The sequence below is a fragment of the Synechococcus sp. RC10B2 genome (assembly GCF_047502635.1).
Window position 1 is genome coordinate 19,595 of sequence record NZ_JANSHO010000005.1, and the last position, 15,321, is coordinate 34,915.

Consider the following 15,321-nt stretch of genomic DNA (forward strand, 5'->3'; position numbering starts at 1 on the left):
AGTTGATTGTCTGCTTTACGGTTTAGTTTGGATGCAACTTATGGCGATCTCAACCAACTCTCTATCTCCTAACTTTTCTCCATCGACAACTTCGGCTCAAGCTGAGGCCGAACATTACCTCTGGATCTGCACCACCTGCGGATCTCGCTGGGTGAACGGCCAAAAAGAAGGGACTAGCAAAGGAGAAATGCTCCTGGCCGCCTTGCAATCGCAAGTGCTCAATTCCCAATTGCACCTGAAGCCAGTTGCCTGTATGAGCGGCTGCAGCCATGCCTGCGTGATTGCCCTAGCAGCCCCGGGGAAGATGACCTATGTCTTTGGCGATCTCGATCCAAAAGATGTAGAGCCAATCTTACAAACGGCGGAGCTGTATTTGACAAAGCCCGATGGGATCCTGCCCTGGGCAGAGCGCCCCATCAAAAAGGGGGTGATTGCCCGCATTCCGCCAATCCAATAGGAGCAACCTATGGCCGCTTTCAGTCCCTGGATCACGCCCTTAAACCAGACTTGGCAAGAGGTTTCCCCCACCGGCTGGACAACCGTTTACGAAGGGATCCCGGCTCACATCGACTGTCTTGGGCCATTGCTCTATGAGCTCTTTCAGGAGCGCTGGGCCGAGATCCAAGTGGGCCAGGTGGTGGAGGGAGGAGTGCTGGAGGCGGCCTTCAAGGATCCCCCTGCTCTCTGTGTGCTCTACGACGGCTATTTGACCGTGGCCACCGAAACTTGGCATTTGCACCTGTGTCTAGAAGAGCACCAGGGCGGCCCCTACAGCAGAACTCCACCTGAGCTGCGCCGCAAAAGATTGGTCGGCCGCGCCGCCCTCTATCGCCGCCTCAATCCGCAGGGCCAGCCTCGCCAATGGGGGATCCAATTTTGGAACGGAGCAGAGGAATCGCTGCTGCAGATCTTTTTGCCCAGTCCCTTTTTGGGGCCAGGAGAAGACTACCTGCCCGAAGGCAAAGCCGACTATCAGAAGCTCTCCCTTTATGAACGCCTGCGGGCCATTTACGTCGAGGGAAAAGAGCGGATCCCGTATGAAGATAACCCCCTCAAGCGGCCCTATTTGGCGGTTTGCCGTTCCAGCCGCTGCTATCCTTCTCGCCACTATCAGCCCGTTGTGGAAGCTCTGCAATCGGCCCTGCGGGAAGCCAATTTGGATATTCAGGTCATTACTTCCGGATGCCTAGAAGTCTGTCAACAAGGGCCGGTGGTTTTTTACTCCGGAGATCGCACCTGGTACAAGCGGGTTACCCCCCAAGTAGCGCGGCAAATTGTCCAGGAGCATCTGCTAAAGAACTGCCCCTTGAAAGCTCACCTTTTTCCTGGAGATTAGCCTATGGTTAGCCTACAAGCTCTTGTCCAGTCCATCCCCAAGCCTCGCCGCGGGATCCCAGAAGTAATTTGGATCCAAGCCAGCCGAGATCTAGCCCAAGGTCGATTTTGGCCCAGCCTATTTACCACCATCGGCTGCCTGAGCAACATTGCCTATACCTGCACGCTTCCTTTTGTAACTGTTGGCATCATCGCGGGCACCACGTTAACTCGCCAAAGGGCAATTATTAGCGCTTCGATGATTTGGCTGGCCAACCAAATCTTTGGCTACACCTGGCACAACTATCCCCGTACACCTGATTCTTTTGCTTGGGGGTTGGTCTTGGGGATCGGCACGGTGGGGGTCGCTTTTGCTGCCGGCTACCGACCTCTGTTTTCTCAGTCCAAACCTATTAGGCCAAGGCAATTGCTGCTGAACTATCTTTGGATCCCAGCCATGCTGATCCTAGGGTTCCTTGCTTTTGAAGGGCTGATCTTGGCAGCCGGCCTGGTTCTGGGCGGAACGGAGGGCTTGACCCTGCCCATCTTGGCCAAGATCTGGCTGGACAACTGGCTGTGGACGGGATTTTGGCTTGGGATCCACGCGCTGCTGGCGTGGGACAGAGGACGCCGGTTGTGGTGGGAGAGGGGAAACTTCGCTGATCTGGAGCATCCCTAAGGGAGATCCAGGCCACAATGGGGGTGACCTGTGCCAGAAGGGATCCCTTTGCAGCCTGCTCAACTCGATTGTGGCGGGAGCGCTTTCCGCCTGTCTCTCCTTTCTCCTTGCCAGCGTCTGCTGCTGTTTAGCGGCAAGGGGGGCGTAGGCAAAACCACCCTCACCTGTGCCCTGGCCCGTCACCTGGCCCAGGCGCAACCAGAGCGCCGTCTGCTGCTCCTGTCCACCGATCCGGCCCACTCCCTGGGGGATGTGCTGGGGATCCCGGTGGCCGACGTTCCCCAGCCCCTGCCGGATTGGCCCAACTTGCAGGTGCGGGCTCTCCAGGCCGAGGTGTTGCTGCAGGATTTCAAGCAGACCTACGGCCCGGCTCTGGAGCTGATTGCCGAGCGGGGCAGTTGGCTGGCCAAGGAAGATCTCCTGCCCCTTTGGGATCTGGACTGGCCGGGGGTGGACGAGCTGATGGCCATCTTAGAGGTCAACCGGCTGCTGGCGGGCCAAGAGGTGGATACAGTTATCCTGGATACCGCCCCCACCGGCCACACCCTGCGGCTGTTGGAACTGCCCGACTTTCTCGACAATTTGCTGGCGGTGTTTGCCACCTTCCAGGCCAAGCACCGCGAGGTTGTCCAATCCCTCACGGGCGCCTATCGACCGGATGAGGCCGACGCCTTCCTGGCCCGCTTGCAGAGCGAGCTGGAGGGGGGCAAAGCCCGCCTCACCGACCCGGAGAGCACTGCCGCCTGGCTGGTGCTGATCCCGGAGCCGTTGAGCGTGGCGGAGACGCGCCGCTTTTGTCAACAACTGCAAAGCCGCCGGGTGCCCATTGGCGGCCTGTTGGTCAACCAGGTGTTGTTGGGAGCCAGCGGGAGAGCGTCGTCTGGGATCCCGCCGTCCCCCCTCTACCTGGCCCGCCAGCAGGAACAGCGGCGCTGGCTAAAAGCGCTCCAAGAGGAGCTGCCTGGCTATCCCATCTGGGTTTGTCCCTATCAACTGGAGGAGCCCATTGGGCCGGCGGCCCTGGACAAGCTGGTGCAGCAGCTTCGTCCCTTGCCAGAGGTGCTGCTGCAGTTGGAAGAGATTCCCGCTAGCCCAGGGGAGCCTGTCGGCGGGATCCCCTCCCCCCCAAGGGTGGCCCTGCCAGATTTTTTGGCCCAAGGGATCCGCCTGCTGCTGGTGGGAGGCAAAGGCGGGGTAGGCAAGACCACGGTGGCCGGGGCGCTGGCCTGGAACTTGGCCCAACGCCATCCCGACCGGCAGCTCTTGCTGGTCTCCATCGACCCGGCCCACTCGCTGGGGGATCTGTTCGGGGTGAAATTGGGGCAAGATCCGCTGCCGCTGCTGCCCAATTTGCTGGGGCAGGAGATCGAGGCGGCGGCAGTGCTGGAGCGCTTCCGGCAGGAGTACCTGGAAGAGGTGGCGGCCATCTTGGCCGGCGAAGGGACGGCGGGGGTGGAGGTTCAGTACGACCCGCAGGCCTGGCGGCAGCTTTTGCAGATGGCTCCACCGGGCCTGGACGAGGTGATGGCCCTGCTGACGGTGCTGGAGCAGGAGGCCAGCGGCCAGTTCAACCTGGTGGTGGTGGATACAGCCCCCACCGGCCATCTCCTGCGCTTTTTGCAGATGCCGCAGGCCCTGGAAGGTTGGGTCAGCCTGGCCCTGAAGCTGTGGCTAAAGTACCGCGACGTGGTGGGCCGGCCAGAATGGGCGCAGCGGCTGCGGGATCTCTTAGGCCAGGTGCGGCAGCTCCGGCAGCGGCTGCGGGATCCCCAGTTTGTTAGCTTTATCCCCGTCTTCAACCCGGAGCAGGCGGTTCTGGCGGAAACCGAGCGCCTTCTGGCGGAACTGGATGCCCTGGGGATCCCTCATCCCTACGCCGTTCTCAATCGGGTTTGGCTGGAGGAGGCCACCCCCTTTGGTGCAGCGCTGCGGCGCCGCCACCAGGCCATCTTGGCCCAGTTGCCCCAGCGATTCTCCCAGCAGGCCATTGTCACCGTCCCTTTTCTGCACCCACCCAGCTTAGAGGCCATCGGGGCTTACCTGCTGGCTTCCTCTAGCCCGATGTTGCCAGAAACCTCCACCTAGCGCCTGGCAGAGCCGCTAGCCTGGAAAAGGTGCCAGTGCGGCTTTTCCCCCTCACCTTGCTGCTTTTGCCTATGGTGTTCAACCTCCCCCTGCAAGCCATTCCTCTGTTCTCCATCGCAGCGGCCATCCTGTTGGTGTACCTGCCTATGGGCGTGGTGGGCTATGCCCGCGCCCGCGTCGGCTACGATCCCCATGCGCCCCGGGCAATGTTCGACCGGCTGCCTCCCTACGGCCAGCGGGCTACCTGGGCCCACGCCAATGGCTTCGAGGCCCTGGGCACCTTTGCGCCCTCAGCTCTAGTAGCCTACGTCACCGGCCCCCACCCGGATCCCTGGCTGTTTGGCCTCAGCGGCGATGAAGGGGTGGCCGTGCTCTGCGGCGTGTTTCTGCTGGCGCGGCTGCTCTACAACTTCTTCTACATTGGCGACATTCCCATCGGGCGCTCCCTCTCCTTCTTGGTCGGGTCGCTGGCCACGCTGGGCCTGCTGCTCATTGGCCTGTTGCCGTTTCTGGGCCAGAACCTGGCCTAGCCGGGCAGTTGCAGGGAAGACAGGGCCACCCCAGCCCGGTGGGCCACCACCACGCCAATGGCCTCTAGGTAGGAGCTAACGGCCACATGCGGGATCCCCAACTGGCGAGGGTGGACCTGCATCACCGTGGCGTTCTCTTCGACAGCGATAAACAGGGGCGGGCGGGGGCGGCTAGCTAGGTAAAGCAGGCCGGGGCCGCCAAAGGCAGTGGCCGGGGCAATGACGCTGTCCACCTGCTCCGCGGTCAGGTCGCCCGGCTGGGGGGGATCCCCCCTTCTGATAAACTGGGGGGCATAGCTCAGCCCCGCCAAAACGGAGGGCAGGAAGGTAAACCCCACCTCTTCGGCGGCGGCGCGGGGGTGGACCGGCTTAGGGGCGGGATCGGGGTAGAAGGCGGGGGCGTGGGCACAGGGGATCCCCAGCTCTCGCACCACCAGGTGGCTGAGGATGGCCTCGGCCCCAGCCAGGGGATCGACCCCCTGCCCCTGCTCGTACCGGCTGAAGTCCAGATCGTCGGGGAAGCGGGCCACCACGGCAAGGGCCTCGGCTCCCGCGCAGAGCAGCTCGCGGGCGGCCTCCAGGAGCGCCTCGGGATCCTCTAGGGATCCCTGGCTGGCCCCGGCAGGGGAGAAGCTGACGGCAACGCCCAGGGGTCGAGGAGTCAAGCGCAAGGGGCCGATGTCCAGCCCCAGCGTGGCCTGGGCGGCCTGCAGAACGTGCAGGTGGCGTTGGCGCAAGTCTTCTGGGATCCCGGCATCCAGCACCACCCCGACGCGGTTTTGCCGCACCGGCCTGAGGAACCACTCCCCGGCACAGAAGCGATCCAGGCCGTACCCTTCCACGTAGAGCACATTCCCCATCGGCCAAAACAGGGTGGCGCCGTTGAGCACATTGGGATGGGTGATGAGGCAGTCGACTGCAGCGGCCAAGGCGCGGGCCACCGGCAGGGCATCGCCGGCAAAGCCACCCACGCGGGCCCCAATGCCCGTGGGAACCAAAAGCAGCGCCGTGTAGGGGCGACCCATTGGCCACTTGGGAGGACTAGACCTGGGACAACAGCTGCTGCGCCAGCGCCTCGGCCCGCCGCACGCAATCGCCCAGGGCCACGCCATCGAGGTAGTTGGCGCATACCCAGATCCCTGGCGTCTGGGAGGCCAGGTGGGCCTGCACCTGGGCTATGCGTTGCCGGTGGCCAAGGGTGTACTGGGGGATGGCGCGGGGCCAGAGACGTTCGCCCAGGTAGACGGGCTCGGCGCGGCGGGTGAGCAGAACCTGGCTGAGCTCCTCGTGGGCAAGTTGGGCCCGCTCTTGAGGAGACAAAGCCGTGAGGGGCGGGATCCCCCGCCGGCGGGCCAAGGCCGCATCGGTGGCGCCGCCCAGGAAGCTGAGGAAGCTGTGGTAGCCCTGGGGAGCCCGCTCTGGAAAAAGGCAGGAGGCCCAGATCGTGCCCAGGGTGCGCAGGCCCTGGGAACGGGGGATGAGGTGGCCAAAGCCCCGCAGCGGCTGGGGCAGGGCCTCTTGGGGATAGGCCAGAGCCACCACCGCCACCGGCGGATAGAGGATCTCGGCCAAGAGCTGGCTGGCCGGGGGGTTGAGCTCCTGTAGCAGCGCGGCAGCCTCGTAGGCGGGGAGGGCCAGCACCACCTGGCGGGCAGCCACCCAGCGGGATCCCTCTGGGGTCTCAAAGCCCACCCAGTAGAGCTCTCCCGCCCGCTTCAGCTGCAGCGCTCGCCAGCCCAGCCGCAGGCTGTCGCCCAGCTTTTGGGCTAGGGCCTCTGGCAACTGCTGCAGCCCCTGCCTCAGATTGCCCAGTTGGCCCCGTTTGGGCGGGGGTTGGATGGCCGCAGGAGAAGGCTGGGGTCTTTGGCGCAGAGCCTGCAGGGCGCCGGCAAAGAGGCTGCCATAGCGCTCCTCCAGGCCCGCCACGCGAGGGAAAGCCGCCACGGCGCTGAGCTGATCCGGATCCCCCGCATAAACCCCCGAGGTAAAGGGCTCCACCAGGCGCTCGGCCACTTCGGATCCCAGTTGTCGCCGGAAAAACTGCCGCACCGTTTCCTCGCGTCCTGGCGGCGGCGGGACAAACCCCAACAAGCCCTGCAGAGCCCGCAGCTTGCCGCCCACGCTGAGCAGCCGTGATCCCAGGGCTGCCGCGGGGCTCAGAGGCACCGGCAACAGCGCTCCTTCCCAGTAGATGTAGCGGGGCAGCTTGGCATCGGCCAGCACCAGTTGGTCGGCCAGGCCCACCTCGGCAATGAGGTTGAGCAGGGCAGGGGTGGGGGTAAAGCTATTGGGGCCTTCCTCCCAGCGGTAGCCGTCTTTGGACTGGGTGGAAATGCAGCCGCCGACGCGGGAGCTGGCCTCCGCCAGGAGCACCGCTTGAGGGGATCCCCCCCTAGCCGATAAACCCTGCTGCAGGCGCCAGGCCAGCGTCAGGCCGCTGATGCCCGCCCCAATGACCACCACCTCCGCGTTAAGGGGTTCAGGGGTTGCAGGATTCACTGCCGCTTCCAAGGTGTTTTTCCTCCATCACGTCCGGGGGGCCAATCTTCGTTAGCGCAGTACGCGAAATAGGCTGGGGATCTCGGCCACCTGGGGAAGCTGCTGGATCTCGGCCAGCGCCTGGCGGCAGTCGGCCTCGCGCACGCTGTGGGTGAGGATCACAATCTCCGCCAACTCCTGGTGGCACTCCTTTTGGGTGATGCTCTCCAGGCTCACCCCGTGCCGGCCAAAGCAGGTGCCGATGGCCCCCATCACCCCCGGCCGATCCTGGGCCAGCACTCGCACGTAAAACTCCGACTGCGCCTCTGCCAGCGGCAGCAAGGAGGCAACAGGAGGGGAGGCGGCAAAGCCCCACAGGGGATTGGGCAACTGAGCCCCCGTCTGCAGGTGGGCAAGTAGGATAAGCAGATCCCCGAGCACCGCGCTGGCGGTTGGCCCCCGGCCCGCCCCTGGCCCTGAGAGCACCACTTGCCCCAAGGGATCCCCTTGCACCCAGACGGCGTTGTCCACCCCGTGGATGTTGGCCAGCGGGTGGGTAACCGGCAGCAGGGCGGGGTGGACGCGAATATCCAGGGTTGGTTCACCTCCCTGCCCCTCGGCCCTTTGGGCGATGGCCAAAAGCTTAAAAGTATAGCCCCACTCGCGGGCGTAGCGGATGTCGGTGGAGCTGATGCTGCCGATCCCTTCGCAGGGGATGGCCTGTCGCGGTACCGACACCCCAAAAGCCAGGCTGGCCAGAATGGCGATCTTGTCCGCCGCATCCCATCCTTCCACATCGGCGCTGGGATCCGCCTCGGCGTAGCCGCGGGCCTGGGCCTGGGCCAGCGCTTCGGCAAAGGAGCTGCCCTCCTGGGTCATCTGGCTGAGGATGAAATTGGTGGTGCCGTTGACGATGCCCCAGACCGCCTGGATGTGGCTAGCCCGCAGCGACTGTTGCAAAGCCTGGATGATGGGGATCCCACCCCCCACCGCTGCCTCCAGCAACACCGCCACCCTGGCCTGGGCGGCAGCCTGGAAAATCTCCTCGCCATAGCGGGCAATGACCGCCTTGTTGGCTGTGATCACCGGCTTGCCGTGGTCGATGGCCTTTAGGATCAGGCTGCGGGCCGGCTCCAAGCCGCCCATGAGCTCAATCACCGCGTCAATTTCGGGATCCGACACAATCCCCTCTAGGTTCGTGGTCAGGCGCTCGGGCGGGATCGCCACCTGCCGCGGCTTGTCCAGGGAGCGCACCCCCACCGCCGCAATCTCAACTGCCTGCAAGAGGGGGTGAGGAGGGCGCTGTAGAATCTCGACCACGCCCGTGCCGACCGTACCCAGCCCCAATAGCCCAACCCGATAGACCACAGCCGCTCCCTCGGGCCCAAAGACTTTCTTACCTTTACCAGGTTGACACACTCTTGGCCCCCTAGGGCGAGATTTTGGCCATCCATCCCCAAGGGCTTCAGGAGGAAGGCGCGCCGAGCCAGGCGCAGGGATCCCTCGCCGCAGGGGCAGTGCTGGTTTGGAGTTTATGCTGAAGGAGGGATCCCTTTCTCTCATAGCCCTCATGTCCAGAACCTGTACCATCTACCGCCGCGCCCACTTTGCCGCCAGCCACCGCTACTGGCTGCCGGAGCTCTCCGAAGCTGAGAACCTGGCCCGCTTCGGCTCCCACGCCCGCTTTCCCGGCCACGGCCACAACTACGGGCTGGAGGTGGGCTTGACGGGGGAGGTGGATGAGTACGGCATGGTGCTCAACCTCTCCCAGGTCAAGCAGGTAATTCGGGAGCGGGTGATTCAAGAACTGAACTTCGCCTACCTCAACCAAGTCTGGCCAGAGTTTGCCCAAACCCTGCCCACCACCGAGTTCATTGCCTACACCATCTGGCAGCGCCTAGCCGACGCGCTGCCGCTCAGCAGTGTGCGCCTCTACGAAGATCCCCAGCTTTGGGCCGAATACCGAGGAGAAGCCATGCAAGCCTATTTGACCGTTGCCACCCACTTTAGCGCCGCCCACCGCTTGGCCCTCGATCACCTCAGCCTGGAAGAGAACACTGCCATCTACGGCCTCTGCGCTCGCCCCCACGGCCACGGCCACAACTACGGCCTGGAGATTACCGTCAAGGGATCCATCGACCCGCGCACAGGGATGATCGTGGATTTGGCAGCTCTGCAGCGGGTGATTGAGGAGCAGGTGGTGAAGCCCCTGGATCACACTTTCTTGAACAAAGACGTCCCCTACTTTGCCCAGGTGGTGCCCACCGCCGAAAACATCGCCCTCTACGTCCAGCGGCTGCTGACTTTGCCCCTGCGCGAGCTGGGGGTGCAACTGCATCGGGTTCGCCTGCAAGAGAGCCCCAACAACAGCAGCGAAGTCTACGGGGAGTTTCCGCTAGAGGAGCTGGGCGCAGCTACCGCTGCCACCACATACCCCGCGAGCGAGGGCAAGAGGGATCCCTCCGAAGTGGAGCCCCTGGCCGCCGGCAGGGCTGAGCCAGCCGCCTATGCTGGATCTGGTTAAGCTGAGCGGGCAGATTCCCGCCTTTGCCCGCCACCTGCAGCAGGAGTCGAAGGCCAACCAAGAGCGTCTGCGCCTGGCCTTGCAGGAGTTTGCCCGCCTGCAGCGAGAACCCCAAACCTGGCAGTCGCGCTGGGCGGAGTGGAGCTCCCATCTCGCCTTTACCTGCGCCAGCCCCGCCGAGCCGCCGGAAACCTGGGGATCCCTGCCCAAAGTCGAGCCCTTGCAGGGGCCGCACACGGTGGTGGCCACCGACGGCTCCCAGATCCTGCCCAGCCACCACGAGATTGCCTACTGCTCGCTCATCAACATCGGGCGGGTGGCTCTCCACTACGGCACGCAAGAGTGGCCGCTGCTGGACAGCCAGCCCCTGCTGATCTACGGGCAGGAGCCCTTTGCTCAACCTGAGCGATCCAACTCTCTTCCAGGAACAGCCCTCCACCCTCTTCGCCACCGACCCAGCCGATCGCGTAGGCAGGCCGTAGGCCTTGGGGAAGAAGATCGCGGGGAGGGGGGGGAGATTGCGTTGGATGCCGAAGCGGTGCTGGCTTTGCGGCGGGCTCAGGCAGAGCTGGAGGAGCTGGCCCAATTGGCCCTGCCGCTGCCTAGGAGTCGCCCCGTGCTAGCGCTGCTGGATGGATCCCTCATCCCCTGGGGGCTGGAGCCGCTGCCCAAGCCAGCCCAGCGTCCCTGGCTGGATCCCATCCTGGCAACTCTGGAGCAGTTGCGGGCAGCTCGCATCCCCCTGGTGGGCTACATCAGCGCTTCCCGCAGCAGCGAAACCCTCAACTATCTGCGCCTGGGGTTGTGTCCCTACCTGGGCTGCGACTGCTATCGCTACTGCGCCGGCGAGAAAACTCCCCCCTGCCAGCCCTTTGCCCCCCTAGCAGATCGCGTTTTTTGGGGATCCCTGCTGCAGCCGGGAGAGCGCAGCCCCCTCTGGCGCAGTGGCGCCAGCGTCTTGGAGACTTTTGGGGAACACCACATCCACTGCTGTTACTTGAATGTCGGCGCAAACCCTGGGGAGGGATCCCTGCCGGAGATCGCCCGGCTAGAGTTTCCCGCCTGGGTGGCTCAAGACGCCGAGTTGCTGCAGCGGGCCCTGGCCGGAGTGCTAAGCCAGGTGCAAAAGGGCTTTGGCTACCCCATCGCCCTGGCGGAAGCCCACCATCTGGCCGTGGTGCGCAGCGGGGATCGGCAGCGCTTCTTCGCCTTGATCGAGCAGGAGCTGATCCGCGCCGGCCTGCGCCATGTAGCCGTCTCCCGTAAGGAAGCCCAGAAGCGAACCGGCATCGCCTAATTGGTGCCAGTGCTGCAAAACCCTTCCTCCCTACCTCCCCTCTCCCTCAGGGAGAGGGGCTGGGGGTGAGGGCTCCCCCTGGGAGAGGGGCTGGCGGTGAGGGGTTAAAATCACCCTGTCAGACCCAAAACCGCATCGCCTACCGGGATCCCTGGCACCCCAGAAAAGGCTGCAGCCTATTGAGGGGATCCCTGTTCAACGGTTAGGGTTGCCAAGGTGTCCAAATCCTGTCTCTGTTGCCGATATGATGAGCCAAGCCCCTCTGCGCAGCCTCGTCTCTCCCTTAACCTACAACCCCCTCTGGTACAAAGACGCGATCATCTACGAGCTACCGGTGCGCGCCTTTTTCGACAGTGATGGCGATGGCGTGGGCGACTTCCAGGGTTTGACCGAAAAGCTGGACTATTTGCAGGATCTGGGCATCACGGCCATCTGGCTGCTGCCCTTTTTCCCTTCCCCGCTGCGGGATGATGGCTATGATGTTTCTGATTTTACCAACGTTAACCCCGCGCTGGGCACCCTAGAGGACTTTAAAATCTTTCTAGATGCCGCCCACCAACGCGGGATCCGCGTCATCATCGAGCTGATCCTCAACCACACCTCCGATCAGCATCCCTGGTTTCAGCGGGCTCGGCGCGCCGCCCCCGGCACCCCTGAGCGGGACTTCTACGTCTGGAGCGACACCCCGGAAAAGTACAAAGAGGCCCGCATCATCTTTCAAGACTTTGAAACCTCCAACTGGGCCTGGGATCCGGTGGCCAAGGCCTACTACTGGCATCGCTTCTACTCCCACCAGCCGGATCTCAACTACGACAACCCCGCCGTGCAGAAGGCCATCTTCGAGGTGGTGGACTTTTGGTTGAGCATGGGGGTGGACGGCCTGCGGCTGGACGCCGTGCCCTACCTATACGAGCGGGAGGGAACCAACTGCGAGAACCTGCCGGAAACCCACGCCTTCCTCAAGGCCCTACGCAAATACATTGACGAAAGATATCCCAACCGCATGCTGCTGGCAGAAGCCAACCAGTGGCCGGAAGATGCTGTGGCCTACTTCGGCGACGGGGACGAGTGCCACATGGACTTTCACTTCCCCCTGATGCCGCGGCTGTTCATGGCCATCCAGATGGAGGATCGCTTCCCCATCATCGACATCCTGCAGCAGACTCCCCCCATTCCCGAAACCTGCCAGTGGGCCATCTTCCTGCGCAACCACGACGAGCTCACCCTGGAGATGGTCACTGACGAGGAGCGCGACTACATGTACCAGGTGTACGCCAAGGATCCCAACGCGCGGGTCAATCTGGGCATCCGCCGCCGCTTGGCGCCCCTGCTGGGCAACAGCCGCCGCCGCATCGAGCTGATGAACAGCCTGCTGTTTTCTCTGCCCGGCACGCCGGTCATCTACTACGGCGACGAGATCGGCATGGGGGACAACATCTACTTAGGGGATCGCAACAGCGTGCGCACGCCGATGCAGTGGAGCGCCGACCGCAACGCCGGCTTCTCTCGGGCTAACCCGCAGAAGCTCTACCTGCCCATCGTCATCGACGCCGAGTACCACTACGAAACCGTCAACGTGGAAGCGCAGCGGAACAACCCCTATTCCCTGTGGTGGACGATGAAACGGATGATCGCGGTGCGCAAGCGCTTCCAAGCCTTTGGCCGGGGCTCTTTTGAGCTGCTGCACCCGGAAAACCGCAAGGTGCTGGCCTTTATGCGGGCCTACGGCGACGAGCGCATCCTGGTGGTGGCCAACCTCTCCCGCTACGCGCAGTTTGTGGAGCTGGACTTGGCCCACTGGGAGGGGCTGATCCCGGTGGAGATCTTCGGGCGCACGCCGTTTCCTCCCATCGGCCAACTGCCCTATTTCCTGACCCTGGGCCCCCACTCCTTCTACTGGTTTTCCCTCGAGCCGCAGCGACAAACGGAGCGGATCCACCCCAGCCACAGCAAGCCAGAAGAGTTGGATCGCCTGCCCACCCTGCTGGTTCAAAACGGCAGTTGGGAAAGCCTCTTCCAGGGGGAAAGCCAAAAGCAGGTGGAGGCGGTGCTGGGCGACTACCTCTACCGCTGCCGTTGGTTCGGCTCCAAAGCCCGCCAGATCCAGTCGGCCCAGATCTTGGATGCCATTCCCTGTAACCGGGAAGGGGATCCCCCCTTTCGGGGCCAGATTTTGCTTTTGCAGGTCGAGTTTACCGAGGGGGAGGCAGAACTCTACTCTTTACCCGTGGGCTATGCCATCCAGGAGGCGGCCATGCACCTGCGCGTAGAGGCGCCCCAGGCGGCGATTGTCCCTGTGCAAGTGGCTGGGGAGCCGCCGGGCGTGCTGTTCGACGCCCTGGCCGATAAAAGCTTTTTGTCGTTGCCGCTGCAGATCATCGCCCAGCAGGGCCGTCTGCGCCACTCCTCAGGGGAGCTGTGGGCCACCACCTTTGCCCCTTTTGAGTACCACCTCGGCCTGGAACCCCGCATCCTCAAGGCGGAGCAGAGCAACACCTCGGTGGTCTACGGCAGCCAGTACATCCTCAAGTTCTACCGCAAGGTGGCCGAGGGGGTAAATCCAGAGCTGGAGATCGGCCGCTATCTGCTGGAGCACCATCCCCAGGTGCGGGTGCCGCGGCTGTTGGGATCCCTGGAGTATCGCCGCCGCCGTGGGGCGCGGGGCTTTGATCCCGGCGATCAGCCCATCACGTTGGCCATCTTGCAGGAGTACATCCCCAACGAGGGGGATGCCTGGCACTACACGCTGGACAGCCTGGGGCAGTTTTTCGAGACGGTGCTGGTTCATCACGCAGAGGCGGAAGCGGTGCCCGTGCCGCGGGGATCCTTTCTGGAACTCTCGCACCTTCCCTTGCCGGAGCTGGCCTACGCCACCATCGGCAGCTACCTGGAGTCGGTGCGGATCTTGGCCAAGCGCACCGCCGAGCTGCACCTTGCCTTGGCCGCCGACACCGAGAACAAGGACTTTGCCCCCGAGCCCTTCTCCAGTCTCTACCAGCGCTCCATCTATCAATCGATGCGCAATTTGGTGGGGCAGGTGTTTCCGCTGCTCAACAAGCAGATCCCCAAGCTGCCCGAACTGGAGGCTAAGTTGGCCCGCACCGTTCGCGACCAAGAAGGGGGGATCATGAGCCGCTTCCGCCTCATCCTGGAGCGGAAGATCACGGCTTTGCGCACCCGCTGCCATGGGGATTACCACCTGGGCCAGGTGCTGTTTACCGGCAAGGACTTTGTCATCATCGACTTTGAAGGGGAGCCGGCCCGGTCGCTAGGAGAGCGCCGCCTCAAACGCTGCCCCCTGCGGGATGTGGCGGGAATGCTGCGCTCTTTCCACTACGCCGTCCACACCGGCTTGCGCCAGCAATTGGAAAGCGGGCTGGTTTGCGGGGACAAGTGCCCTGACATGATGCGCTGGGCCCAGTTTTGGCACCGCTGGGTCTGCGCCGCCTTCTTGGCCGAATATCTGCAGGTGGCTTCTCAAGGGGCTTTTCTGCCCCGCAGCCCGCAGGAGCTGGAAGTGCTGCTCGAGGCCTACCTGCTGGAGAAGGCCATCTACGAGCTGGGCTACGAGCTCAACCACCGCCCCGAGTGGGTGGAGATCCCGCTGCGGGGGATCCTGCAGTTGCTGGGCATTTCCACCAAGGTCTGAGGGATCCCAGATGTGCGAACGGTTTAGCCTGGCAGTTGCCCCCGAACGGCTGCAGCAGCATTTTCCAATCGAGAGGGGGGCAGTTGGGGCGCTCCAGCCCCGCGACAACATCGCCCCTTCTCAGCCGGTGCTGGCGGTGGTGGCGGGATCCCTGCAGCGTCAGGCAGTCCATTTCCGCTGGGGCTTGATCCCCAGGTGGAGCCAAGCTCCCCAGGCTGGGTGGATCAATGCCCGCGCCGAGACGGTGGCCGAAAAACCCTCTTTCCGCCAGGCCTTTTGCCGCCGCCGCCTCCTGATCCCGGCAGATGGCTTCTATGAGTGGGTCGGCCGGGGCAAGCAGGGGAGGCAACCCTACTGGTTTTACCTAGTGGAGCGACTGTTGACACTCCCACCCAGGGGATTCTTACGCAGCCCACAAAAGAACCCGTAACGGCGTTGTCAAAGCGCCTCTAGACAGTTCCTTCACGCAAAGCCCCAAGGTTCTGCTGACTTTCTTAAGCAGGTTGGCGGCAGCATTTGCCTCAGCCTTGACCAACCACCCCTTTGCCGTTTGGTACAGGCCCCGCTTGACACGCTTTCCAGAGGGTCTCCACCCGTCGGGTTTTTCACCATAACTAGGTAGCCCATCTCCATCTAGGAAGCTTGCCTGCGAGCTGTACGCCTCCTCTACCTCAATAAACTCCATGCCATAATGCCGACATAATTGCGCAATACGCTCCTTGAACCGACCTGTTGGGACGAAAACAAAGTTTTGGTTAAAACCGC

General features: G+C 63.4%; 12 protein-coding genes and 1 pseudogene. 9 read left to right on the forward strand and 4 right to left on the reverse strand.

The genetic code is table 11. The features are described 5' to 3' along the window. Positions 1–40: 40 nt before the first annotated feature. Genes NW855_RS00455 through NW855_RS00475 form a run of 5 tightly spaced genes read left to right on the forward strand, consistent with a single transcriptional unit; the run spans position 41 to position 4,608 of the window. Complete coding sequence (locus NW855_RS00455) at positions 41–457, forward strand: DUF1636 domain-containing protein (protein ID WP_011429979.1); 417 nt, start codon at positions 41–43, stop codon at positions 455–457. A gap of 9 nt (positions 458–466) precedes the next feature. Next, positions 467–1,336 (forward strand): (2Fe-2S) ferredoxin domain-containing protein, encoded by an 870-nt coding sequence (locus tag NW855_RS00460; RefSeq protein WP_011429978.1) that lies wholly within the window; start codon positions 467–469, stop codon positions 1,334–1,336. Between the two features lie 3 nt (positions 1,337–1,339). Continuing rightward, positions 1,340–1,993 (forward strand): hypothetical protein, encoded by a 654-nt coding sequence (locus NW855_RS00465; RefSeq protein WP_011429977.1) that lies wholly within the window; start codon positions 1,340–1,342, stop codon positions 1,991–1,993. Positions 1,994–2,041: 48 nt separating this feature from the next. Beyond that, positions 2,042–4,078 carry an ArsA family ATPase gene (locus NW855_RS00470; RefSeq protein ID WP_414508243.1) on the forward strand — a complete coding sequence of 679 codons (2,037 nt, stop codon included), beginning with the start codon at positions 2,042–2,044 and terminating at the stop codon, positions 4,076–4,078. Positions 4,079–4,134: 56 nt separating this feature from the next. After that, complete coding sequence (locus NW855_RS00475; RefSeq protein WP_414508244.1) at positions 4,135–4,608, forward strand: MAPEG family protein; 474 nt, start codon at positions 4,135–4,137, stop codon at positions 4,606–4,608. On the opposite strand, the gene NW855_RS00480 is transcribed toward NW855_RS00475, so the two are convergent. The 3 genes from NW855_RS00480 to NW855_RS00490 are packed head-to-tail and all read right to left on the reverse strand — an operon-like array spanning position 4,605 to position 8,454. Next, a complete protein-coding gene (locus NW855_RS00480) occupies positions 4,605–5,633 on the reverse strand; it encodes a DUF3326 domain-containing protein (RefSeq protein ID WP_414508245.1) in 1,029 nt (342 codons plus the stop codon). The genes NW855_RS00475 and NW855_RS00480 overlap by 4 nt on opposite strands. Positions 5,634–5,649: 16 nt before the next feature. After that, positions 5,650–7,119, reverse strand: coding sequence for a protoporphyrinogen oxidase (hemG, locus tag NW855_RS00485; RefSeq protein ID WP_414402723.1), 1,470 nt, complete (start codon positions 7,117–7,119; stop codon positions 5,650–5,652). Positions 7,120–7,158: 39 nt separating this feature from the next. Continuing rightward, a complete protein-coding gene (locus NW855_RS00490) occupies positions 7,159–8,454 on the reverse strand; it encodes a homoserine dehydrogenase (RefSeq protein ID WP_414508246.1) in 1,296 nt (431 codons plus the stop codon). A 202-nt stretch (positions 8,455–8,656) separates the two neighbouring features. Here NW855_RS00490 and NW855_RS00495 point away from each other — a divergent pair, with 202 nt between their 5' ends. The 4 genes from NW855_RS00495 to NW855_RS00510 all read left to right on the forward strand — a co-directional run bounded on the left by NW855_RS00495 (position 8,657) and on the right by NW855_RS00510 (position 14,986). Further along, a complete protein-coding gene (locus tag NW855_RS00495; protein WP_099813206.1) occupies positions 8,657–9,610 on the forward strand; it encodes a 6-carboxytetrahydropterin synthase in 954 nt (317 codons plus the stop codon). Beyond that, on the forward strand, positions 9,594–10,907 hold the full coding sequence (locus NW855_RS00500) for a DNA double-strand break repair nuclease NurA (protein WP_011429970.1): 1,314 nt from the start codon (positions 9,594–9,596) through the stop codon (positions 10,905–10,907). The genes NW855_RS00495 and NW855_RS00500 overlap by 17 nt, the downstream gene beginning before the upstream one ends. Positions 10,908–11,151: 244 nt before the next feature. After that, positions 11,152–14,556, forward strand: coding sequence for a maltose alpha-D-glucosyltransferase (gene treS, locus NW855_RS00505; RefSeq protein ID WP_240527908.1), 3,405 nt, complete (start codon positions 11,152–11,154; stop codon positions 14,554–14,556). Between the two features lie 10 nt (positions 14,557–14,566). Beyond that, positions 14,567–14,986: an SOS response-associated peptidase gene (locus tag NW855_RS00510; protein ID WP_414403024.1), complete on the forward strand. Its 420-nt coding sequence runs from the start codon at positions 14,567–14,569 to the stop codon at positions 14,984–14,986. Here the strand turns inward: NW855_RS00510 and NW855_RS00515 are convergent. Next, positions 14,960–15,321: pseudogene (locus NW855_RS00515) on the reverse strand (RNA-guided endonuclease TnpB family protein); the annotation flags it as partial. The gene NW855_RS00510 and the pseudogene NW855_RS00515 sit on opposite strands and share 27 nt — an antisense overlap.

Coding starts and splice junctions, on each gene's coding strand:
- NW855_RS00455 (WP_011429979.1), top strand. CDS start 41: ATGGCGATCTCAACCAACTCTCTATCTCCTAACTTTTCTCCATCGACA.
- NW855_RS00460 (WP_011429978.1), top strand. CDS start 467: ATGGCCGCTTTCAGTCCCTGGATCACGCCCTTAAACCAGACTTGGCAA.
- NW855_RS00465 (WP_011429977.1), top strand. CDS start 1,340: ATGGTTAGCCTACAAGCTCTTGTCCAGTCCATCCCCAAGCCTCGCCGC.
- NW855_RS00480 (WP_414508245.1), bottom strand. CDS start 5,633: ATGGGTCGCCCCTACACGGCGCTGCTTTTGGTTCCCACGGGCATTGGG.
- NW855_RS00495 (WP_099813206.1), top strand. CDS start 8,657: ATGTCCAGAACCTGTACCATCTACCGCCGCGCCCACTTTGCCGCCAGC.
- NW855_RS00500 (WP_011429970.1), top strand. CDS start 9,594: ATGCTGGATCTGGTTAAGCTGAGCGGGCAGATTCCCGCCTTTGCCCGC.
- treS (WP_240527908.1), top strand. CDS start 11,152: ATGATGAGCCAAGCCCCTCTGCGCAGCCTCGTCTCTCCCTTAACCTAC.
- NW855_RS00510 (WP_414403024.1), top strand. CDS start 14,567: ATGTGCGAACGGTTTAGCCTGGCAGTTGCCCCCGAACGGCTGCAGCAG.